This window comes from Frankia sp. CeTa3Moorea (genome assembly GCF_978021225.1).
Genome location: NZ_CDXDOR010000021.1, coordinates 1 through 22,142, shown reverse-complemented (window position 1 = coordinate 22,142; position 22,142 = coordinate 1). Strand labels below are relative to the sequence as shown.

Below are 22,142 nucleotides of genomic sequence, written 5' to 3'. Positions count from 1 at the left end.
GAGACCACGTGCCGGCGCTGAGACCACGTGCCGGCGATCGGCGTGCCGGGCAAAGCGCGGATGCCGGGCACGCCCGCATCCCGGCAGCTCGTGGCCAGCATCCGGCAACCGGTTACCTCGTCCCCGCGACCGGGCCGGCCGTGACGTCCACACGGTAGGTCCCAGGAGCGCCGGCTGGAACGGCGGGGTGTGCCGGTAGTCTCGGCGCGACCGGCCGGTAGGCCGCCCCGAGGGGTGGGCGCGGGTCGGGTTCCCCCTTGTTCGGCCAGAAGGACATCGCCCGTTCGGCCTGCGCGGTGATGGTCAACGACGGGTTCGCGCCGAGGTTCGCCGAGACCGCAGCGCCGTCGACGACGTGCAGCCCCTCGTATCCGAAGACCCGGTGATAGGGATCGATCACTCCGGTGGTGGGATCCGTGCCGATGGGGGCCCCGCCGAGGATGTGCGCGGTCAGCGGGATGTTGGCGATCTCGCCGATCGACCCGCCGGGGTAACCGCCCATCCTGGCCGCGATCCGGCGGGCGGCGTCGTTGCCCTCCGGGATCCAGGAGGGGTTCGGCTCACCGTGTCCTTGCCGGCTCGTCAGCCAGCCGAGACCGAACGGTCCACGGCGCAGGGAAACGATCAACGAGTTGTCCCACGACTGCATGACCAGCGCGATGATGGTCCGCTCGGACCATCGCCAGGGCAGTGACGACGCCAGCGCCTGATGCGGGTGGAGCACGACCTGACGCAGGTATTTCAGCCAGCGCGGCACCCGCCCGCCGCCGTCGGTCATCGACGCACTGATCAGTGCCATCAGGTTGCTCCCCCGGCCGTAGCGCACGGGTTCGATGTGGGTGTGCTCGTCGGGGTGGAAGGACGAGGTGATCGCGACTCCCCGGGCGATCCGCCGATCGGGGCGCAGCCTGGATGCGCCCAGGATCGCCTCGGAGTTCGTCCGGGTGAGATGACCGAGCCGGTCGGACAACGCCGGCAGGTCACCGCTCTGTTTCATCGCCAGCAGCAGCCGCTGGGTCCCCAGGGTGCCGGCGGCGAACACGACCTGCTCCGCGGTGAGGGTACGTCGCCGATGCCGTACGAGACCCCCCGTCCGGACCATGTCGAGCTCGTACCCGCCAGTCGAGCGTGGCCGGACGGCCGTGACCGTGGCGTCCGGGACTACCCGCACACCGGCCCGCTCGGCCAGGTACAGGTAGTTACAGTCGAGGGTGTTCTTGGCCCCTCGACGGCAGCCGCTCATGCACTCCCCGCACTCCACGCATCCCGTCCGAGCCGGGCCGGCGCCGCCGAAGTACGGGTCGGGGACCCGCACGCCGGGTTCCCGGCGGCCGTCGCGGCCGAAGAAGACACCGACCGGCGCCGCCGCGAAGGTGGACCCGGCCCTCATCTCCTCGGCGACCGTGCGAAACACCTCGTCGGAGTACGTCGTCGTCGGGTTGGGATTCACCCCGAGCATGCGTTCGGCCTGGTCGAAGAACGGCTCCAGCTCACGGCGCCAGTCAGTGATGTCCCGCCACTGCGGGTCGGTATAGAAGGCGTCGAGCGGGCGGTACAGCGTGTTCGCGTAGACGACCGAGCCGCCACCGACCGCCGTTCCGGACAGCACCACGACCCGACCCAACCAGGTGATCTTCTGGATGCCGTGGCAGCCCAACCGCGGCAGCCACAGGTACCGGCGAACGTGCCAGCTGTTCTTCGGCAGCGTGCCCGGGGTGAACCGGCGACCGGCCTCCAGCACGAGGACACGATGGCCCTTCTCCGCGAGCCGTAGCGCGCTGACGCTGCCGCCGAACCCGCTCCCGATCACGATCACGTCGGCGTCATAGCCGCCGTCCGACCCGGAATCATTGACATCCTCCCCGGCCTGAAGGCCGGGGATTCCCACACCTCGCGGTGCGGGTTCCTGCTTCACCAACGGATGCCTCCTCGCGTCAGGAGCGAGGCGGTCTCACTCCGTCTCCACAGGCGGACACCGCGAGCCCCGCGGCCGGAATGTTGATTGCCGCGTTCACGTCCCGGTCGTGGACGGCGCCACAGCCACGGCAGGCCCATGTCCGGACGTCGAGCGGCATCGTGTTTGCGATCGACCCGCACACCGAGCACGTCTTGGACGACGGATAGAACCTGTCGATCGCGATGACGGTCCGGCCGTACCAGCCGGCCTTGTACTCCAGCATCCGCCGCAGCTCCGACCACGAAGCGTCGGAGATTGCCCGTGCAAGCGAATGGTTGCGGACCATGTTGCGGACCGCCAGGTCCTCGATGACCACCGTTTGGTTCTCGCGGATGATCCTCGTGGACAGCTTGTGGAGATGATCCCGGCGCCGGTCGCGGATCCGGCCGTGGATCCGCGCCACCCGCAGCCGGGCCTTCGCTCGGTTCGCCGACCCCTTCTGTTTGCGGGACAGCTCCCGCTGCGCGCGGGCCAGCCGGGCACGGTCCCGCTTCTCGTGCCGCGGGTTGGTGACCTTCTGCCCGGTCGACAGGGTGAGCAGCGAGGTGATACCCGCGTCGACACCGACCTGACCCGCACGCGGGGACAGGGGGATGATGGTCTCCTCGACCAGGATTGAGATGTGGTACTGGCCGCGCGAGTTCCGTGACACCGTCACCTGCGACGGCTCCGCCCCCTCGGGCAGCGGGCGCGACCAGATGATGTCCAACGGCCCGTCCTGCTTCGCTAGCTTGATCTGCCCGTCCCGGAACGTGAAGCAGTTCCGGGAGTAGGCCGCCGAATCGGCGGTCTTGCCCTTCTTCTTGAACAAGGGGTAGCCGGCGCGCTTCTCCCAGAAGTTCACGTAGGCGGTTTGCAGGTTCCGTAACGCGGCCTGCAACGGCCCTTTCGATGGCTCGGCGAGCCAGAGTGTGCCCGGGTCGCGTTTCCGGCCGGTGAGCATCCGGTCGGTCTCGGCGTGGGTGACCCGCCGCTGCTCCTGGAACCAGGCCCGGTGCCGTTCCGCGAGCGCCCGGTTGTACACGTAGCGCACACAGCCGAACGTCTGCGCGAGCTGAGCGGCCTGCTCCGGGGTCGGGTAGAAACGGTAGCGGTACGCCCGCTTCACCACCTTCGACCCTATAAGTGACAGGATAGCAGGCTTGCTTGTCACGCTGTCGTTGATGCGCTAGCCCCGCCCTGAAAGACGGGGCCTGCGCGCTACGTTCCTGGGTCACCATGACTTCCCATGATGGGCTGTCGCTGGGACTATGCAACACCATCCGCCACCGACCGTCACCATCCGCCGCCCGCCGCCGCGCGCTGCGGCGGGCGAGCCGGACCACGGGCCGACCGGCTCAGGCCGCGCCGTCAGCCGCCGACTGGCTCGCCATCTGGGCATGCGCGCGTCCCGCGCGAGCGGCCTCCTCGATGGCCTCCAGCGGTGGCCGCGGGATCGACACGGGCGGCGCCTCGGATTCCGGGCGGGCGGCTCGGGACCCGTAGGCCTCCCATCCTGGGCGTCCGGGCGCGGGTCCCTTCTCCTTCGCGGAGCGGGTGTAGCGCCCGCGCCCCTGGTTCGGGACGGTGGAACCCGGCGTCGGTCCGGTCCTGATCCCCCGGTTCTCCAGGCAGGCGCGGCAGTTGCAGTCGGCAGACGCCCTGGGCAGGCGATCGAGCCGCCAGGACAGATTGTCGATCTCGTCGCCGTCCCCGACCAGGACACCGGTCGTGATGATGTGCACTAGATGCAGGGCCAGTTCGACCGGTTCCCAGCTGTCTTCCTCCAGGATCACCCGCAGTTTCTGGTAGATGGCCAGGTAGTCGGACGTCGGGCGCCGCATCGCGTTCGCGAGGACCGTGATCACCTGGCTGGCGGCCAGGGTCATCGGCTCGGGCGGCGGAGGGGGCAACGGGACTGTCGGGGCGGCCCGCTCCGGTTCGGCGGCCCGCTCCGGTTCGGGGGTCGACGCGTCCGCTGCCCCAGTGGTCTCGTCCGTCAGGACGCGTGGCTCGTCCGTCACAGCCCCGCGGGTGGCGGGATCGACGGTGCCCACGGCCGGGGCCGGTTGGGTGTCGCCGTCCGGTCGGGTGTCACCCGGCTCCGGCTGGTCTGAACGGGCGGTGTCCGGATCATCCGAACCGGCGGTGTCCGGGCGGTCCGGGCGGTCGGCGCCCCTCGAGGGGGCGAGGTTGACCGCCGGGCTGGCGGTACCAGGCGAGCCATCGGTCGCCACGGACGCCATCGCCCGGGAACGACGGCCGACCGCAGACGCCGTCCGCATACCGACCCGGCTACGGCGACCGCCGCGGCGCCGACGGGCGGGCGCGGCCGAGGCGGCGGTTGCCGAGCCGGCCTCCGATGCCGCCGGGGCCGACGCCGCCGGGGCCGATGCCGCCGGGGCCGATGCCGCCGGGGCCGATGCCGCCGACGAGGAGGCGACGTCGGCCTCGACCAAGCGGACCTCACCTGCCCGCACGGCGGCCTCGGGGATGCTCAGGGCTAACCGCGTCGTCCTGCCGGCCGCGGGCCGGGCCACCGTCGCCAACCAGCCCTGGTTGCGCAGCCTGGTGATCTGGCGCTGCACGTGGGTCCGGCTGTAACCGGTCTCCGCGACCAGGGTGACCAGGCCGGGAGCGCTCACCGCGGCACCGGCGGGCGCCGCCGGCGGAACCTCGGCGACGTGGCTCGCCAGCGTCAACGCGACCAGCTTCGCCGCCGACGGCAGGGCCGCCCGCAGCACCGCCCGCTGCCATCCCCCGCGATCGGACACCAGCGTGCCCGACTCCTGCGCACGGACCAGAACCAGAGCACCGGGGAGGGCAAGCTGGGTCACGGCCGACGCCACGTGCCTCCCTTCCTCGGCGGGGTCACTCGAAGCTGACGGACTGCGCCCGCCCGAGCGGATCAGGGCAGGTTGCCCGGGGATCATGCCGACCTGGACGGGTTCGGTGGGTCGGGGACCGGTCGACGTCTGTCCAGGCACGGTACTCCGTGCCTGGACGGGAGGCTCCTGGGGAGGGCCACCACATTCACATGAAGAGGACATGACTTCATCACCCTCGTTGGGGATTCGTGGTGCGACAGACGCATCAAACATCGCGCGACTGACGCAAAGCAAAAGATGGGGCCGGCGGCCACGAAAAGGCCACACCGGGCCATCCGGAAAGACCTCCCGAGCAGTTCCTCTCCCTGCCTTCAACCTCATCTGGTGACACCAGAACCAGATTTTGAATCCGTCATCTTCAAATTCTTATTACTGCGTCACCGGACGGGACGGCATCCCCGGGGAGGAGGACCCGGCGGGGTGGAGGATCCCCCCTCCATCTCGCCGGAGGGATGGCCGGCGCGGCGACCGCGCCCGGGTACGCCCTGCCCACGGCACGTGCGGAGGAGAGTCCGGGCGCGCTCACCGGTTGAACCAGCCCACCGGTAGCCGGAACGACGACGGGACTCGGCGCACAAGAAAAATCGCCGGGAACCGGAACACCGGGAGAAACCGGACCGCCCGGTCACGGCGTTCTTCGTCCTTGCCCGGCGAGGCCGGACGGGAACAGCCACCTCACCAGATCGACCCGCCGCCACACAACGGACGCCAACCACCGTCGCCGACGACAGGGATCGTGGATCTCCATTGTCGTACCTCGTCGTCTTATCGATCGATCACGGCAGGGGAGCCGCTGGCGCCCAGTGGCTTCCGGTCCGACTACGGGGTTACCGGGGACCCGCGACCCAACCATTCACCACTTCCCACCATGGATCATGCCGATGCGTGGGAAGGATGGCCCAACGTAGGGTTCATCTGGCTCGAACACACGAAAACAACACCGGAAGCTGTTGATCGGCGGGCAGCTCCACTCCACGTTGGCCTCCCCCGCGTTGGCCTCCCCCGCGTTGGCCTCCCCGCTGGCGGACGGGGTTCCAGGCCGACCAGCCGGGTATCCCGGACCGGGCTTCGAAGGAGGCGGACGATGGCCGACATCGTGGTCGGGGTCGATGGTTCCGCGGGCTCCCACACGGCGCTGCGCTGGGCGTTCACCGAGGCGGAGTGGCGGGGCTGCGGCATCCGAGCCGTGATCGGCTTCGCCCGTGGTACGGCACAGTCCGGGATGCGGGCCGGTCTGGCGCAGGCGGCCGAGCGGACGCTACACAAGACCGTGACGGCGGTCATGCCACCGGGATCGACCGTCTCCGTGGCGGAGCAGGCCGTGGACCTGCCGGGCGCGGAGGCCCTGCTGACGGTCGGCCGCGACGCCCGCATGATCGTGGTCGGTGCCCGGGGGCAGGGACTGCTGCACCGGCTGCGAATCGGGTCGGTCAGTGCCTCCGTCGCCGTACACGCCACGGTTCCGGTCGTGATCGCCCGCGGTGATGTCGAGGCCGCCATCGCCAGCTCGGGTGCGACCATCGGCTCGGGTGCGACCGCCGCCGAAGGCACGACCCCGGCCGGCGCGCCGTCCCGACTGTCCCGGCCGATCGCCGTGGGTGTGGACGGCTCCCCCAACGCACTGTCGGCCCTCGCCTGGGCCGCTGGGGAGGCCGCGCTGCGCGGGGTTCCGCTGATCGCCGTGCACGCCTGGCTCGCGGCGATCCCGTTGCCGTTCGCCGAGGCACCGGGGGAGATCACCCAGGCCCTGGAGGACCAGGCCCGGGCCGTGCTCGACGAGTCCATCGCGGGCGTCCGCGACCGCGGCCAACTGCCGGCCGGACTGGACCTACGGGCCATGGTGGTGCCCGCCTCGGCCACCCAGGCCTTGATCGTCAAGGGCCGCGAGTGCGATCTCGTCGTCGTCGGCGCCCGCGGTCACGGCGGCTTCGCCGAGCTGCTGCTGGGATCGGTCAGCCACCAGTGCATGCTTCACTGCCCCACCCCGGTGGCGATCATTCGGCAGTGGTAGCGGGGCAGCGGCGACCGGCCGTCAACGGGTCGGGCCGTGCACGACCGCATGCGTGTCCGGGAGGATCCCGTCCCAGGCGTACCACCGCTCGTTGTTCTGCCCGGGCGCCGGATCCCACGGATTACGCAGCAGCACCCGCCGGCGCGCCGCGTCCACGGCGAGCAGGGTGTAGGCGTGCGCCGCGACGAGCCCGCCGGGTCGGGTTCGACGCCGGGTGGTCACAATCACCACCTCGCCGCCGGCGAGGAGCTCCCCGAGGGCGGGAACGGTCGCCTCGTGGGCGGCGAGCACGTGCGCCGATCGCCCGGTGAGCGTCCGCAGGGCCGTCGCCGCATTTCCGAATTCGATGGCGGGATAGCCGCCGTGCAGCCGGGCGTAGGCCTTCTCGTACAGCGCCGGCCACAGCTCCGGCCGTCCCGCCGCGTCGTCGCCGTCCATCGCGACCTCCTCGTACCCGGCCGCACGCGACCGGGAGGTGCCCGGCGCCTGCGGCCCGGGGGTCTCATCCTCCGATCGATCCTCTGACCGCCCGTACGGCGGCTGGACCCGACGAGCGGGCAGTGCGGCCGTGACGGTGACGCCCACGCCGGCGCCGGCCGGTCCGCGGGGGTGCATGGTGATCGTGACAGTGCCGTTGGGGTTGGCCCGCAGCCGCTCCGCGAGCAGCCCAGGATCCTGGCGGGCGATGCCGATCAGCGCCGCGACAAGGTAGCAGTCGGCGACGCCGCCCTGCCCCACATCGCTCGGGCTGATCCCGTCACGCACCGTCGGGTCGCCAGTGCGGTCGACCGCCACGACCTCGCCGGGGCGTCCGCGGACGACAGGGTAGCCGGGTTCGAGCCATGGGAAGGCCAGCAGGAGGTCTCCGATCATGGCCGAGGAGGCCCCGGCGATCAGGGTGTCGGTGAGGTCGGCCAGCGCCGGCAGGTAGCGAAGGATGCCGGGGCCCGGATTTTCGATCACCCGGGCGGCCACTGCGGCAAGGACCGCCAGGGGCCGGCCGCGCAACCGGGAGATGGCCGCCTGGCGCATCGCCGCGGACAGGCCAGCCAGCCGAGCGCTGATCGCCGCCAGATCATTGACGGTCACTGCCGCCGGATCCGTGCCGATGCGGGCGACCAGCTCGGCTGCGGCGAAACGCGCCATCCGCCGGTCGATGCCGCGCGCCATGGCCGGCGCTCCGACGGCGACCGCGTGCAGCCCGAACCCGACGGGGTCGTCCCGTCCGGACGAGCCAGCCGGACCGGACGAGCCGGCCAGACCGGGCGGTTTGCGCTCCCCGAACAGGCCGTGCGGACCGGACCAGTCCGCGCCACCGAACGGACCGGGCAGCCGGCTCAACCGTCCCCCGTCCGCGGCGACGGCCCGGGCCAGGGCGGCCGACCGGTCGCCCGCTGCCCGCAGGCGGTCGGACAGGACGCCCAGCAGGACCGGATCGAACAGAACGGTTTCGTCAATCGGGACCGTCCCGGCGGGCCTGCCGTCCCCGGTGCCGCCGGTGGCCAGTCGGTGGGCCAGCATCCACATCCGTGGGTCGTTCCCGACGCCGCCGGACGCGTCGAACCGGCGCAGCCGGGCGAGCTCATCGGCGGATACCACGGCAGCCGCGCCGAGACCGAGGCGCAAGGCGTGGGCACGCTCGTCGTACCGCTCGGCGAGCCAGTCGAGCAGCCCGGCCCGATCGCGCAGCACCCCGGCGCCGACGTCGAGCGCCCGCTGCCAGTCGTCCAGCCGGGCGGCGCACCGGATCCGCCACGGTGACCGCCAGGCCCGCGGGGTGTCGGCGGTACACACACCGGCCAGCACCCCGGCCACCTCCGGGGCGAGCCGGCGCAGCCGGGCGGCGCGCTCGCGCAGTTCGCCCGCGGCCGCGGCGAGGGCCGCGACATCACGGGGTGTACCAAGGTCTGCTCGCATCGGGCACGCCATCCGGCTCGCTGGCGACGGGATGATCAAAGCGTAACCCGACGGGTCCCCCTCGCCGCGTCGGCTCGGCCACCCGCGACCGCGGGCGCTCGTCCGCGTTAGAGTTTTGATCATTTAGCCGCAGGGACCGCGGCTCCCGCGACCCTGCCGCCAAGAACACCGGGAACACCCGGAAACACCCGGAAACACCGGGAACACCGGGAACACCCGGAACGCCAAGAACTGGGAGGGCATGTGACCGAGGCCGTCGTCGTCGCCGCAACCCGGTCATCGATCGGGCGGGCGTTCAAGGGTTCGCTGCGGGGGATGCGGGCCGACGACCTCGCGGCCGTCATCGTCCGGGCAGCCCTGGACCAGGTTCCGGCCCTCGACCCGGCCGATATCGACGATCTCATCATCGGCTGCGGGCTACCCGGAGGCGAACAGGGACACAACATCAGCCGCGTCGTCGCCGTCAGCCTCGGGTTCGACACCGTTCCCGGCACGACGGTCTCCCGGTACTGTGCCTCCTCCCTGCAGGCTCTGCGGATGGCCGCGCACGCCGTCCGCGCGGGAGAGGGCGACGCGTTCATCGCCGCCGGGGTGGAGGTCGTCAGCAGCTTCGTCAGGGGCAACAGCGACAGCCTGCCGGACACCCAGAACCCGCGCTACTGCGAGGCCCAGGCCCGTACGGCGGCCCGCGCGCAGGCGGGGTCCGCGCCCTGGACGGATCCCCGGGCGGCCGGCGAACTGCCCGACGTCTACATCGCTATGGGGCAGACCGCCGAGAACGTGGCCCAGCTCGCCGGCGTGAGCCGCCTCGAACAGGACGAGTACGCCTGCCGCTCGCAGAACCTGACGGAGCGGGCCGTCGCGGACGGCTTCTTCAAGCGGGAGATCATTCCGGTGCCGCTGCCCGACGGCGGGGTGATCGACAGCGACGACAGTCCCCGGCCGGGAACCACGATGCGGGCGCTGGCCGCCCTCAGGCCGGTGTTCCGCCCAGACGGTACCGTCACGGCCGGTAACGCCTGCCCGCTCAACGACGGAGCCGCTGCGGTCATCGTCATGAGCGACACCAGGGCCCGCGAGCTCGGCATCACCCCGCTGGCCCGGATCGTCTCCACCGGCGTCAGCGCGCTGTCACCGGAGATCATGGGCCTGGCCCCGGTGGAGGCGTCCCGGCGGGCCCTGGCCCGGGCGGGGATGACGATCGACGACGTCGACCTGGTAGAGCTGAACGAGGCATTCGCGGCGCAGGTCATCCCGGCCTACCGGGCACTCGGGCTCGACGTCGCGAAGCTGAACGTGCACGGTGGCGCGATCGCGCTCGGTCACCCGTTCGGGATGACCGGCGCCCGCCTACTCACCACCCTGCTGAACGGACTACACACCACCGACACGACCATCGGATTGGAGACGATGTGCGTCGGCGGCGGGCAGGGCATGGCGCTGGTCGTCGAGCGGCTGTCCTGAGCCGGGAATTCGCGACCTTTCGGACTCCGAATATGCCGCGACCGGCACCCCGTGCTAGGCAGAAAGAGCACGCGCATGCGATCGGTCACCGGAGCATCCAGGCGGAACAGACCGGATCGCCCGGCAGGGAGGTCGGCCATCATGATGTTCGCATCCGTCGGAGAGAGGTTCGTCGTCCACGGCCGCACGGTGGGCAGCCCAGAACGACACGGGACCGTGGTCGAGGTACGCGGCGAGGACGGAGGCCCGCCGTTCGTCGTGCGTTGGGATGACGGGCACGAGGGGCTCTTCTTCCCGAGCTACGACTCGCTCGTCGAACTCCGACCGTCACGGGAGTCCGCGGGCGTCTGACCCCGGGCAGGCCCGAGCGCGGGGAGCCAGGCCCAGGGCATGTTGATCGCCTGAAGCATTTTCCGGCGAAATCGGCTGCCCCGGGGCCTTCAGGCGGTGTGACCTGCTGCGCTATACAGCAGGGACACAGCCGTCGGGCCGACAGGTAACGCGCGTCGATCCGGAGGCAACACGGATAGCTCCGGAGCGTGACCGATGCCTACGCCTTCCCCGTCCACCGGCGATCCAGCCGATCATCCCGGCCGGCCCGAACACCGGTCGGAGCCAGGCCGCCCCTCGGGCCCGGACCACGGGTCGGGCCCGGACCACGGGTCCGGGCCATCGGTGGCACTCGTCCGTATGGTCAGTATGGTCAGTCGGCGCTCGGGCATCGTCGCCGTCGTGGCGCTGCTCGTCACCGCCGCCCTGGGGTTCGGAACCACCCGGCTGGAGTTCACCACCGGCCAGGACAACTATCTGAACCCCGACTCCCAGGTCGCCCGGGACAACGTCGCCTACCAGTCCCTCTTCGGCGGCCAGGCGATGGTCACGCTGTTCACCCTGGACAAGGGCGAACGACTCGAGGACCTGTTCACCAAGCGCAACATCAGCCAGTTCCGGGAGTTGCAGGCCAGCCTCGACGCCGATGACCGGATCGAATCGGTGATCACCCCGCTCGCGGCGCTGGAGTTCACGAACAACCTGGTCACGAGCCCGGACGGCAATCCCGTCAACAGCCCCGCCGGGAAGATCCTGCTCGGCGCCCAGCGCCGCGACCCGGATCCGGCCTCCGCCCAGCGGCGCCTCGCCGACTCCATCACGACCCTGCAGCGGATGCAGGCGATCCCGGTGGCCGAGCGGGTCTACGACAACCCGGCATGGGTCTCCTTCCTGCTCCGCGACAACACGGGTGCCATCCGCAAGTCGATCAAGCCATTCTTCCCGACCGAATCCACCAGCCAGATGGTCACCCGACTGCGGGGCAACGCCTCCCTCACGACCGAGGGCCAGGCCGCGACCCTGGTCGAGAAAGCCGTATCCGAACGCATATTCGATAATGCGACGACAACGTCGACCGGGGCGCCCGCGCTGCTCCGCGACCTCAACGACTACCTGCGCGGCGGGTTCGCCACCCTCGGGGGCATCTCCCTGGCGCTGATGGCCGGCCTGCTGCTCGTCGCCTTCGCGGTGCGCTGGCGGCTGCTCCCGCTCGGCGTCGTCGCCGTCGGCCTCATCTGGGCGTTCGGCCTCGCCGGCTACGCGGGCATCCCACTGTCGGTGGTGACCATCTCCGGTCTGCCGGTGCTGCTCGGCGTCGGCATCGACTTCGCCGTCCAGCTCCACAGCCGGGTGGAGGAGGAGGCCCAGCTGGCCCGGGCCGGCCATCCCGTCATCGCGGCCCTGGCCGGGCTGCTGCCCGCGCTGAGCGCCGCCACCGTCGCCGCGGTGCTGTCCTTCCTCGCGCTGGAGTTCAGCGACGTCCCGATGATCCGGGACTTCGGCACGCTGCTCGCCCTGGGCCTGCCGGTGATCGTCATCGCCACGATCCTGCTTCTCACCGCCTCGTTGGGCCTGCGGGAACGTCGCCGGCCGACCCCCCCGAAGGACTACACCCACGGCCCGCTGGGTCGGATGGTGATCATCCTGGGATCCCTGCCACGGATCACCGCGGTCCCGCTCGCCGTCGTGTCCGTCGCGGTCTTCGCCGTCGGGATCGTCACCGACGGCACACTGAAGATCCAGACCGATCCGGAGAAATGGGTCGACCAGCAGAGCCAGGTCATCAAGAACATCAACACGCTGCGCGCGAGCACCGGATCCGCCAGCGAGCTGGGCATCTACGTCCAGTCGCCGAACGTCTTCGACGACGCCACCGTCTCCTTCCTCGCCGAGTTCGCGAACACCCGGCTCGCGAAGGACCCGGCCGACCTGCTGACCGCGTCGAGCCTCGTCACGACCATCAGCTTCATGATGGAGGTGCCGAACACGACGGTCGTCCTGCCGACGGGTCAGGACATCCGGCTCGGCTACGCCGCGGCGCCGCCTGACATCCAGCGCGCCACGGTGAACCTGGCCCACAACGCGCTCAACCTCGTCTTCCGCACCGGATCGGGCTCGTTGGAACGGCGGGCCATGATCGTCGACGACATCCGGGACACGGTCCATCCGCCGCAAGGGGTACGCGCCACCCCGTCGGGCCTCGCCGTGGTCGGCACCGGGCTGCTGGAGAACTTCACGAAGAACCGGACCCAGCTGACCTACTTCGCGCTGGTCGGCGTCCTGCTCATGCTGCTGGTCTGGCACCGCAGCATCGTCCGGGCGGTCCTGTCGCTGGTGCCGGTGCTGATCGCGGTCGGACTCAGCTCCATGATCGCCTGGCTGGCCGGCGTCGACCTCAGCCCGCTCACCGCGGTCGGCGGCCCGCTCGTCATCGCGCTGGGCAGCGAGTTCACCACCCTGCTCGTGCTTCGCCACCTGGCGGAGCGTCGACGCGGCCTGACGCCGAAGGAGGCCGTCGACCAGACCGCGGCCCGCACCGGACGCGCCTTCGTGGTCTCCGCGCTCGCCGCCGTGATCGGGGTCGCCGTCCTGGCCTTCAGCTCCCTGCCGCTGCTGCGCGACTTCGGTCTGCTGGTCGCCCTCAACGTCGCTGTCGCCCTGCTGTCCGCGCTGGTCGTCCTCCCACCCCTGTTGATCTGGGCGGACGAGCGCGGCTGGGTGCACCAGCCACGCCAGGCCGACCCGGGTCCGGCGGTCGGCGACAGGACCGGACCGGGTCTTCGTCAACGCGGCGACATGTGGGACGCTCAAGAAACCCGTTCCAAGGCCGGCGCATCACGGCCGCGGCCGATGGCGGGTGGAAACCAGGACGAGACATCCGCCGTATAGGCTCGGCAGCCGCCCGAGCGTCGAAGGAGAGGGCATGAGTTTCGAGTTCAAGGTCGCGGATCTCGCACTGGCCGAGTTCGGCCGCAAGGAGATCCGGCTTGCCGAGCACGAGATGCCCGGCCTCATGGCCACCCGGGCGGAATACGCGGCCAGCCAGCCCCTCAGGGGCGCCCGCATTATGGGCTCCCTGCACATGACAATTCAGACCGCGGTGCTGATCGAGACCTTGGTAGCGCTCGGCGCCGACGTCCGTTGGGTCTCCTGCAACATCTTCTCCACCCAGGACCACGCGGCCGCCGCCGTCGTCGTCGGGCCGAACGGCAGCAAGGACGACCCGCGGGGCGTGCCGGTCTTCGCCTGGAAGGGCGAGACCCTCGAGGAGTACTGGTGGTGCACGGACCAGGCGCTGGCCTGGCCGGGCGGCGGCACCCCGAACATGATCCTCGACGACGGCGGCGACGCGACCCTGCTCGTCCACAAGGGCGCCCAGTTCGAGGCGGCCGGCGCGGTCCCCGCGACGGACACCGCGGACGGCGAGGAGTACGCGATCGTCCTGGAGACCCTGCGCCGCACCATCGCGGAGAAGCCGGGCCGGTGGACCGAGACCGCGAAGAACATCAAGGGCGTCACCGAGGAGACCACGACCGGCGTGCACCGTCTCTATGAGATGGCGAAGGCCGGCACGCTGGCATTCCCGGCGATCAACGTCAACGACTCGGTGACGAAGTCGAAGTTCGACAACAAGTACGGCTGCCGCCACTCCGTCATCGACGGTCTCAACCGCGCCACCGACGTGCTCATCGGCGGCAAGGTCGCCGTGGTGTGCGGCTACGGTGACGTCGGCAAGGGCTGCGCGGACGCGCTGCGCGGCCAGGGAGCCCGGGTGATCGTCACCGAGATCGACCCGATCTGCGCCCTGCAGGCCGCGATGGATGGTTTCCAGGTCACCACCCTGGAGGACGTCGTCGCGACGGCGGACATCTTCGTCACCACGACCGGCAACTTCAACATCATCCACGCCGAGCACATGGCGGCGATGAAGCACCAGGCGATCGTGTCGAACATCGGGCACTTCGACAACGAGATCGACATGGCCGGCCTGGCCAGGACCCCCGGCATCGAGAAGATCAACATCAAGCCGCAGGTCGACGAGTGGGTGTTCCCGGACGGCCACTCGATCATCGTGCTGGCCGAGGGCCGGCTGATGAATCTCGGTTGCGCTACCGGGCATCCGAGCTTCGTGATGTCGAACAGCTTCACCAACCAGGTGATCGCGCAGATCGAGCTGTTCACGAAGACCGAAAACTACCCCCTCGGGGTGTACGTGCTACCCAAGCACCTCGACGAGAAGGTCGCCCGGCTGCACCTCGACGCGCTGGGCGTGAAGCTCACCCAGCTGACCAAGCAGCAGGCGGACTACATCGGCGTACCCGTCGAGGGTCCGTACAAGGCCGACCACTACCGCTACTGATCGTCCAGCCCTCCCGCGCCGATTCCGGTTAATCCGGTTGACCGGAATCGGCGCTTCGCCGGCCGGGATCGGTCAGCGTCTCCTGGACGACCAGCAAACCGACGTCCACGATGGGTCACTCAGGTCGTCCAGGCTGTACCAGCCGGCCGGCAGGTAGGTTCCCCAGGTCGCCGACGGGACGTCGGCGCTCGCCCGGCCCAGCACCGCGGGCCTGCGCACGCCGAAGGTCGCGTCGCCGCCGGGGCAGCCCAGGTGCCCGAACCTGAAGATCGGCTCACCGGCCTCCTCACCCCGGCCTGGACCGGTCCGGCACAGCGATGCCGTGGCCGGCGGCCACAACGAGGCGACATGGACGTAGAAACCGGCGTCGAGATACGTCGCGGGTCTGTTCGGCTCTCCGGCCGCCGCCGGCACACCAACCTCCGTCGCCTGCCCGCCCGGGCAGTTCGCCCAGGTCGCTCCACCGGCCTGCGCGGCGCCCGCGTTCACCAGAGCCAGGATGCCGCTCACCACGAGGGTCGCCCCGGCGGTGGTCAGAGTGGTCAGAGTGGCCAGGGTGGTCCGAGTGGTCCGAGTGGTCCGGGTCGCGCCGCCGCGCCGGCCCGCCCGCCGGGAGCCGCGCCGCGCGGGACGACCTCCTCCGGATGCCGCCGCTCCCGGCGCTCCGGAGGATAACGGCCGTCCGACTCGTCGCGGGAAAGATACGGCATACCGCATTGAATGCCTCCTTCTCGAGCCCAGCTGCGGGTCGATCATGCGGTAAAACGATATAGGCGGCATCGAAACACGGGCTCCGCCACCCGGTCCGCGGTTCCTGCAAACATCCACAAAAAGACAGTCAGTATGCCCATCGATACCGAGAGTTGACGAGGCGTCGAAGGGGTGGCGGCTGCGGCGGCGACCGTCCGTGCCCGGGGGCGCACCGCCGGACCGGGTCGGGCCCGCCGCAACGTTCTGTCACGGATCCGGCGGGAGGGTTTCCACCTGCCATACGCCCGGGCATACCGCCCCGATGCGGACCCCTCCGTAGCAACCCGGCACTATGGCCATGCCGGTACTCCGGCTGGAAACTATGACTGTAGCGGTCAACCGACCTGATGACCCCATGAACAGGAAGCGGCCCGGAATCGTGATTTCCCAAACGAGGATCTGTCGCGGCGGCATGCGTGGGAAGGAGGGCCGGTAGCGATGGCACCGACCTTGTACCCGCCGGCCCGCTTCCGTCCGGTACGGAACACGGCCGGAGCGATGATCCAACCCACCCGGGGCCTCATCCCACATGTCCAGGTGGGCGGCGGCTCCCTGTTCGGCTGGTTCGACAACACCGCCAGCCGGGTCAGCTCACACCTGTGGCTGTCGAGGAACGGCGACTTCGAGCAGTACGTTCCTTTCGACCGGAGGGCCTGGGCCCAAGCGGCGGGAAATCCATACTGGATCTCCTGCGAATGCGAAGGGTACGAGACCGAGGACTACACACCCCTACAAATCATCCGACTCGGCGAGCTCTTTCAGTGGGGGATGCGGGAGTTCGGATGGCAGGAAGAGATCACCGACTCTCCCGGCGGTTACGGTATCGGTACCCACCGAATGGGTGGCCAGGCGTGGGGAGGCCACAATTGCCCGGGGGACATCCGGGCCAACCGACGCCGGGACATCCTCGCCGCCGCACGGCATAACGGAGTCGGCGCAGCCGTCGATCCCCGGCACCGTTACGACAACCGTCCAACCCTGCGGGAGGGATCGCGTGGTCCGGACGTCGTGGAGCTCCAGAACACCCTGAACATCATCTTTGGCCATGAGGCCCCCACCGGTGATCCCAACCGGATAACGCCGGATGGCGTGTACGGGCCACGGACCACTGCCCGGGTGGCCTCCCTACAGCGCTATGCCGCGCCGTGGTTCGGCCGCATCCCGGACGATGGGGTCTGCGGGCCCAACACCTGGCGGAAGATCGGTTACCTCCTCACCGGGATGAACCGCCGGGTCTGACCCACAGGCCGGGCCCGGGCGGTCCCCCCCATACCGGCCGCTCCCCCGCACCGGTCGGCTCCCGCTCACCGGGCGGTCGTGGCCCGGCGGGCCAGCTCGGCGCCGGCCCTCCGCAGCCACCGGAGCGGCTCGGCCATCGCCATAGCCGACCCCCCGGCAAGATCGACAAGGGCGATCTCGGCCCGGACCCCCTCCGGCCGGGGGGCGTCAACCCGCCCAGCCACCAGGAGCACAGGCACCTCCGCGTCCCGCGCCAGTGTGAGGACTCCGCCGACCACCTTGCCGGACAACGAGGTCCGGTCGAACCTGCCCTCGCCGGTCACCACCCAGTCAGCGCCGGCGAGGGCCGCCGGCAGGCCCGCCGCCTGGATGATCGTCGGCAGGCCGGGGAGCACCTCGGCTCCCCAGGCCGCGGCGAGGCCGTAGGCGGTGCCGCCGGCGGCCCCGGCTCCCGCGGCGTCGGGAGCACCACCCAACAGGTGGGCAAGCCGACGCAGCCCCTCCTCCAGCCGGGCGATGTCCGCGGGTCCGGCACCCTTCTGCGGCCCGAATACGGCGGCGGCGCCGGCAGGGCCCAGCAGGGGCGCGTCGACGTCGACGAGACAGTACGCTCCCCCAGCCGGCACCGGCCGCAACCCGGTCAGATCGATGTGTGCGAGCGACGTGAGGGCGCCGCCGCCGGCGGCCAACGGCCGGCCGGCCGCGTCGAGGAACCGGGCACCCAACGCGGCGAGGGCACCGGTACCACCGTCGGTCGAGGCGGAACCACCCAAAGTGATGAGAACGCGGTCGACTCCGGCGTCGATCGCGGCGGCGACCAACTCGCCGAGGCCCACGGTCTGTGCGCCCAACGGATCGAGTTCCCGCATCAGTGGCAACCCGCTCGCCCTCGCCAGTTCGATCACCGCGGTGCCATCGGGCAGCGACAGCCATTCGGCGTCGTGGCCCCGCCCGTCCGGACCAGTCACCCGCGCCGGGTGCCACTCCGACCCGGGTACGCCGACGGCGAAGACGTCGAGGGTGCCCTCGCCACCGTCGGCGATCGGTACTCCCACGACCTGATCGTGGGGCCGCTCGGAGCGCCAGCCCGCACCCAGCGCCGCAACCACCTCGGCCGCGGTCGCCGATCCCTTGAACGAGTCGGGTGCGAGGACCACCCGCGCGGGCCGGTGAGGGGACGGTACCCCCGTCATCGGAGCGTCACCGGCCGTCGGAGCATCCCGCGTCGACGGAGCATTCCTGACCGGCTGAACCAGCCGGCGTCGTCAGCGGGGCCGCGGCGGCGAGCCACCCATCGATGCCGGCGAGGGCCGCTGTCCGCACCTCGATCGGCGCGGCTCCGGATTCCACCGAGCTGCGGGCGCAGGCGGCCAGTTCCTCGTCGGTCAGGCCCAGCGCCGATCGGCACAGCTCGTACTCCTCCAGACAGGTGGGCCCGAACAGCAGCGGGTCATCGGCGTTGATCGAGCATCGCACCCCGGCCCGCAGCAGGGCCGGAAGCGGATGTTCGGCCATCGACGGGACGACCGAGAGCAGCAGGTTGGACGTCGGGCAGACATCGAGGCAGGTCCCTCGTTCGAGGAGGGTGTCGACGAGTCGGGGATCCTCAATGGCGCGGATACCGTGCTGGAGACGATCAGCATCCAGGGTCTCGATGGCGCCACGCACCGACGCGGGACCGTCGAGTTCCCCGGCATGGGGGGTCGAGAGCAACCCGCCGTCGCGCGCGATCCGGAACGCCGCCACGAACGGCTCCGGCGGCCAGCCGTTCTCGTCGTTGTGCAGCCCCAGGCCGACGATGCCCCGATCGACGTAACGCAGGGCCAACTGGGCCACGGAGACGGCCTGTTCGGGGGAGTCGAAGACCCGGTCGATGGCCGCCATCCAGCGGACGGTCACCCCGTACCGCGCGCCGATCTGATCCGATCGGGCCAGCACCGTCTCCCAGGCGGCCTCCGCGCTCCCGAAGACGCCGAGATGGGCGTACGGCCAGAAGCTGGGTTCGAGGTAGGTGACGCCCTCATCCGCGGCATCGATGATCATTTCGTCGACGAGACGTTCGAAGTCCTCGGGCCGGCGGAAGACCGGCAGGATGCCAGCGATCACTTTGCTGAAGCCCCCGAACTCGGTGAACCCCGTGGTGCGGGGAGTCGGAACGCCCGCGGCGGCGGCCAGGTCGGCCAGTGTCGACGGCCGCATCCCCAGCTCGAAATGCAGATGCAGATGGCCCTTGGGCAGCGAACGCAGATCCCGCATCACAGTCCTTCCTCCGTGGCCGCGCGGCCGGCCGTCTCCCCATCCCGTGGGACAACCATGAACCCGCAAGACGGTGGATCGAAACTTACGCGGTCGAGCCGCCCCGCGGGAGCCGGACGAGGATGGTCGCCGGCTCAGGTCGCCGGCTCAGGTCGCCGGGACGATCCCGGTGGCCACAAGGAAGAGCACGGTGGCGCCGAGCGCCAGCCGGTAACCGATGAAGACGCTGTAGCTGTGTCTGGCAATGAACTTCAACAGCCAGGCGATCGCGACGTAGGCGACGGCAAAGCTGACCACGGTCGCGGTGATCGTCGCCGGCCAGCCCACCCCGTCGGCGATGTCGCCGGACTTCGTGAGGACCTGCAGCGCCGCGGCCGCCATCAGGGCCGGGATGGATAAGAAGAAGGACAGCCGGGTCACCGCCACCCGGTCCAGGCCACGCAGCAACCCCGCCGACATGGTCGCCCCGGATCGCGAGATACCCGGGATCAGCGCCATGCACTGCACGATGCCGATCACCAGGGTGTCCTTCCACGTCACGTCCTCCTCGTGACGTTTCTGGGTACCGACGTGGTCCGCGTACCCCATCACCCCGCTCCAGAGGATCAGCGCACTGCCGACGAACCACAGGCTGCGTAGCGTGGTCTCGATCTGATCCTTGAAGGCCACCCCGACCAGGCCGATGGGAATCGATCCGAGAATGACGGCCCAGCCGAACCGGTAATCCGGATGCTCCCGCCAGGCGGGATCGCGCACACCGCGGCACCACGCCACCAGAATGCGCCGGAAATCATGCCGGAAGTAAAGCAGGGTGGCGAAGACCGCACCGACTTGGATGATCGCGGTGAAAGCGGTGATGTCCGGGTCGTCGATGTCATGGCCGAGTAGCTTCTCCAAAATTGTCAGGTGTCCGGTGCTGGACACCGGCAGAAATTCCGTCAGCCCCTCGACCGCGCCGAGAAACACCGCTTCCAGGACGTTCACATGGACCCTTCCGCACCAGTACACGCCACCTGCTGATCGCAGGGCAGTGTATGACGACGAGGATCATCCGTGCGCCGCGACCTCGGCGGACCGGTCGCCGCGTGCTCACCGACGCCGTCGCCGTATTGCCGCGCCTCGACGTACGCATCGCCGTCACCGGTCCGGAGGTGGTGACGGTCGGGGTCGCACAGGGCGAGTTCGACCTCGGGCTCGCCGTCGGGCTGACCACGCCGGGGACTCGTTACGACTACCCGATGTGGGACCGATCCGGGCGGTAGGGATCGCCATCGATCCGGTCGCGGTCGTTCTGCCCCGGGATCATCCGCTGGTCGGATGCTCCGGGCCGCAGCTCGGGAACCTGGCGGACGCCCATTGGATCGATGTTCCCGACGCCGCGGCCACGGTCGCGGACCTGCGTGCCGTCACCGGTGGGGCTCGCGCTGGTCCGAGCACTCGGCGGCTGACGCCGAGGCCGGGTGCCGATAACCGACGTTTCGTCGGCTGCTTCGCATCAGGTTGGACGAGACAAGAGCCGAGCAGGTTACCTGAGAGACAGGCAGGTTAAACGAAAAGCTCAGGCGGCACCTTTGGGTGTGGCGTGGGCGTCACGTGCCTCCGCTCCCGCGGCCAGACCCTGACGTAACGGTAGAATACGTGACACAATCCACCAAGAGCACGAAGGGGGCGGCCGTGGGGCGTCGCCGTGACCAGGCCGGCGGTACCTCGCGTCAGTGGCGGATCGGGCTGCTCGGCGCGGGTGTTGCTGGGATCGTGACGGTTCTGGTCGCGCTGGGGTTTGTCGTCACTGGAGGAGCCGGCGAGGAGAAACCGGCGACGAGCCCTCCCGCGGGACGTGGCGTAGCGTGGCCGTCAGGGACGAACGCGAACCCGCCGCAGGATCTCGCCGGGTGGGAGCGGTGGGTCGGGCGGCCGACGGATGTGGCAGTGGTGTTCACGGTGCGGTCAAACTGGCAGACGATCACCATGGACGACTGGCCGATGTCGGATTTCCGGCCCGACTCCTATTCGGGGGTGCTGTCGGTGGCCCAGCCGCTTTTCCCCCTGGATGGCAGTGAGGCGGCCTGTGCCCGTGGCGAGTACGACGGGCACTGGGCGAAGTTCGGTCAGACGCTGGTGCGGAACGGTCGGCCGGATGCTATCGTGCGGCTCGGCTGGGAGTTCAATGGCGAATGGATGCCGTGGCACGTGCAGGACACCGGCCTGTGGAAGCAGTGTTTCCGGCAGGCGGTCACGGCGATCCGGAGCACGTCGCCCCAGGTGCGTATCGATTGGAACATGACCTCGCACAAGGATCGGATGCCTAACGGCGGGAACGTCTGGGATGCCTATCCCGGTGATGACGTCGTCGATATCGTCAGCGTCGATGCGTATGACTCCTACCCGGCATCCGTGGACCAGGCTTCCTTCGATGCGCAGTGCCGCAAGGATTCCGGAGCCTGCACGGTCGCTGCATTCGCCCGGGAACATGGCAAGCAGTTCGCTGTACCAGAGTGGGGGATGTACCACAAGACCGGCGGGGGTGGAGACAACCCATTCTACATCGAGAAGATGTTCGAATTCTTCGAGGCAAACAAAGACATACTAGCGTACGAGGCGTACTACAACACTGCCGAGACCGGAAATGTACTCTCGGCCCTCCAGCCGCCATCGCTCAATCCGCGTTCCGCCCAACGATATCTCGAGCTGTTCGGAGCGCCTGCACCCGCATCTTGAGTAGCGACTTCGAGCAGGGAAGATCCCTCCGCGGCGAGAGCCCGGGCCGGGCGAGAGGCGACGGATGGGTCTCCGTCGCCTCTTCAAGGCGATAGTAGAGGCAGAGCCGGCAATGAGCCTGTCGATAAACCACCGCCAGTTACCGCCCACTTTCGCATGGAATTCACATCTTTCTTGTATGGAATGCGGGGTGCGACGAGCCGCTGACCTCCGAGGGCCGAGGGTGGAGCCCGCCGGCCGGGCTGGCGGGGGCTGAAGGGCGGCGGGAAGAGG

16 protein-coding genes are annotated in these 22,142 nt (G+C 70.0%); 8 read left to right on the top strand and 8 right to left on the bottom strand.

Translation table 11 applies throughout. The features are described from left to right. Nucleotides 1–112: 112 nt before the first annotated feature. The 3 genes from AC08OV_RS06400 to AC08OV_RS06390 all read right to left on the bottom strand — a co-directional run bounded on the left by AC08OV_RS06400 (nt 113) and on the right by AC08OV_RS06390 (nt 4,785). Nucleotides 113–1,810, bottom strand: a complete 1,698-nt coding sequence (locus AC08OV_RS06400; protein ID WP_476619445.1) for an FAD-dependent oxidoreductase — start codon at nt 1,808–1,810, stop codon at nt 113–115. A gap of 124 nt (nt 1,811–1,934) precedes the next feature. Then, nucleotides 1,935–3,068: an RNA-guided endonuclease InsQ/TnpB family protein gene (locus AC08OV_RS06395; protein ID WP_476613141.1), complete on the bottom strand. Its 1,134-nt coding sequence runs from the start codon at nt 3,066–3,068 to the stop codon at nt 1,935–1,937. A gap of 226 nt (nt 3,069–3,294) precedes the next feature. After that, nucleotides 3,295–4,785 (bottom strand): hypothetical protein, encoded by a 1,491-nt coding sequence (locus AC08OV_RS06390; RefSeq protein WP_476613126.1) that lies wholly within the window; start codon nt 4,783–4,785, stop codon nt 3,295–3,297. Between the two features lie 1,123 nt (nt 4,786–5,908). Here AC08OV_RS06390 and AC08OV_RS06385 point away from each other — a divergent pair. Next, the gene (locus AC08OV_RS06385; RefSeq protein ID WP_476613127.1) at nt 5,909–6,835 is read left to right on the top strand and encodes a universal stress protein; all 927 of its coding nucleotides are present in this window, start codon (nt 5,909–5,911) and stop codon (nt 6,833–6,835) included. A 21-nt stretch (nt 6,836–6,856) separates the two neighbouring features. On the opposite strand, the gene AC08OV_RS06380 is transcribed toward AC08OV_RS06385, so the two are convergent. Continuing rightward, the gene (locus AC08OV_RS06380) at nt 6,857–8,752 is read right to left on the bottom strand and encodes a C2 family cysteine protease (protein WP_476613128.1); all 1,896 of its coding nucleotides are present in this window, start codon (nt 8,750–8,752) and stop codon (nt 6,857–6,859) included. A 243-nt stretch (nt 8,753–8,995) separates the two neighbouring features. Here AC08OV_RS06380 and AC08OV_RS06375 point away from each other — a divergent pair, with 243 nt between their 5' ends. From AC08OV_RS06375 to ahcY, 4 genes are all read left to right on the top strand, one after another. Next, complete coding sequence (locus tag AC08OV_RS06375) at nt 8,996–10,216, top strand: acetyl-CoA C-acetyltransferase (RefSeq protein WP_476613129.1); 1,221 nt, start codon at nt 8,996–8,998, stop codon at nt 10,214–10,216. Nucleotides 10,217–10,360: 144 nt separating this feature from the next. Further along, on the top strand, nt 10,361–10,567 hold the full coding sequence (locus tag AC08OV_RS06370) for a DUF1918 domain-containing protein (RefSeq protein WP_035729341.1): 207 nt from the start codon (nt 10,361–10,363) through the stop codon (nt 10,565–10,567). Between the two features lie 339 nt (nt 10,568–10,906). Then, nucleotides 10,907–13,435 carry an efflux RND transporter permease subunit gene (locus AC08OV_RS06365; protein ID WP_476613130.1) on the top strand — a complete coding sequence of 843 codons (2,529 nt, stop codon included), beginning with the start codon at nt 10,907–10,909 and terminating at the stop codon, nt 13,433–13,435. Nucleotides 13,436–13,469: 34 nt separating this feature from the next. Beyond that, a complete protein-coding gene (gene ahcY / locus AC08OV_RS06360; RefSeq protein WP_476613131.1) occupies nt 13,470–14,906 on the top strand; it encodes an adenosylhomocysteinase in 1,437 nt (478 codons plus the stop codon). A gap of 72 nt (nt 14,907–14,978) precedes the next feature. Here ahcY and AC08OV_RS06355 read toward each other — a convergent pair whose 3' ends face one another. Continuing rightward, entirely contained in the window at nt 14,979–15,623 is a 645-nt protein-coding gene (locus tag AC08OV_RS06355; protein WP_476613132.1) for a hypothetical protein, read from the bottom strand. Between the two features lie 471 nt (nt 15,624–16,094). On the opposite strand from AC08OV_RS06355, the gene AC08OV_RS06350 reads away from it, so the two are divergent. Then, complete coding sequence (locus AC08OV_RS06350; RefSeq protein ID WP_476613133.1) at nt 16,095–16,895, top strand: peptidoglycan recognition protein family protein; 801 nt, start codon at nt 16,095–16,097, stop codon at nt 16,893–16,895. Between the two features lie 65 nt (nt 16,896–16,960). Here AC08OV_RS06350 and AC08OV_RS06345 read toward each other — a convergent pair whose 3' ends face one another. The 3 genes from AC08OV_RS06345 to AC08OV_RS06335 all read right to left on the bottom strand — a co-directional run bounded on the left by AC08OV_RS06345 (nt 16,961) and on the right by AC08OV_RS06335 (nt 20,135). Further along, entirely contained in the window at nt 16,961–18,088 is a 1,128-nt protein-coding gene (locus AC08OV_RS06345; RefSeq protein WP_476619440.1) for a glycerate kinase, read from the bottom strand. Nucleotides 18,089–18,095: 7 nt separating this feature from the next. After that, a complete protein-coding gene (add, locus tag AC08OV_RS06340) occupies nt 18,096–19,151 on the bottom strand; it encodes an adenosine deaminase (RefSeq protein ID WP_476613136.1) in 1,056 nt (351 codons plus the stop codon). Between the two features lie 147 nt (nt 19,152–19,298). Next, complete coding sequence (locus tag AC08OV_RS06335) at nt 19,299–20,135, bottom strand: undecaprenyl-diphosphate phosphatase (RefSeq protein WP_476613137.1); 837 nt, start codon at nt 20,133–20,135, stop codon at nt 19,299–19,301. 50 nt (nt 20,136–20,185) lie between these two features. Here AC08OV_RS06335 and AC08OV_RS06330 point away from each other — a divergent pair, with 50 nt between their 5' ends. Then, on the top strand, nt 20,186–20,413 hold the full coding sequence (locus AC08OV_RS06330) for a hypothetical protein (RefSeq protein WP_476613138.1): 228 nt from the start codon (nt 20,186–20,188) through the stop codon (nt 20,411–20,413). Nucleotides 20,414–20,789: 376 nt separating this feature from the next. Then, nucleotides 20,790–21,869 (top strand): glycosyl hydrolase, encoded by a 1,080-nt coding sequence (locus AC08OV_RS06325; RefSeq protein WP_476613139.1) that lies wholly within the window; start codon nt 20,790–20,792, stop codon nt 21,867–21,869. The last annotated feature ends 273 nt before the right edge of the window (nt 21,870–22,142 follow it).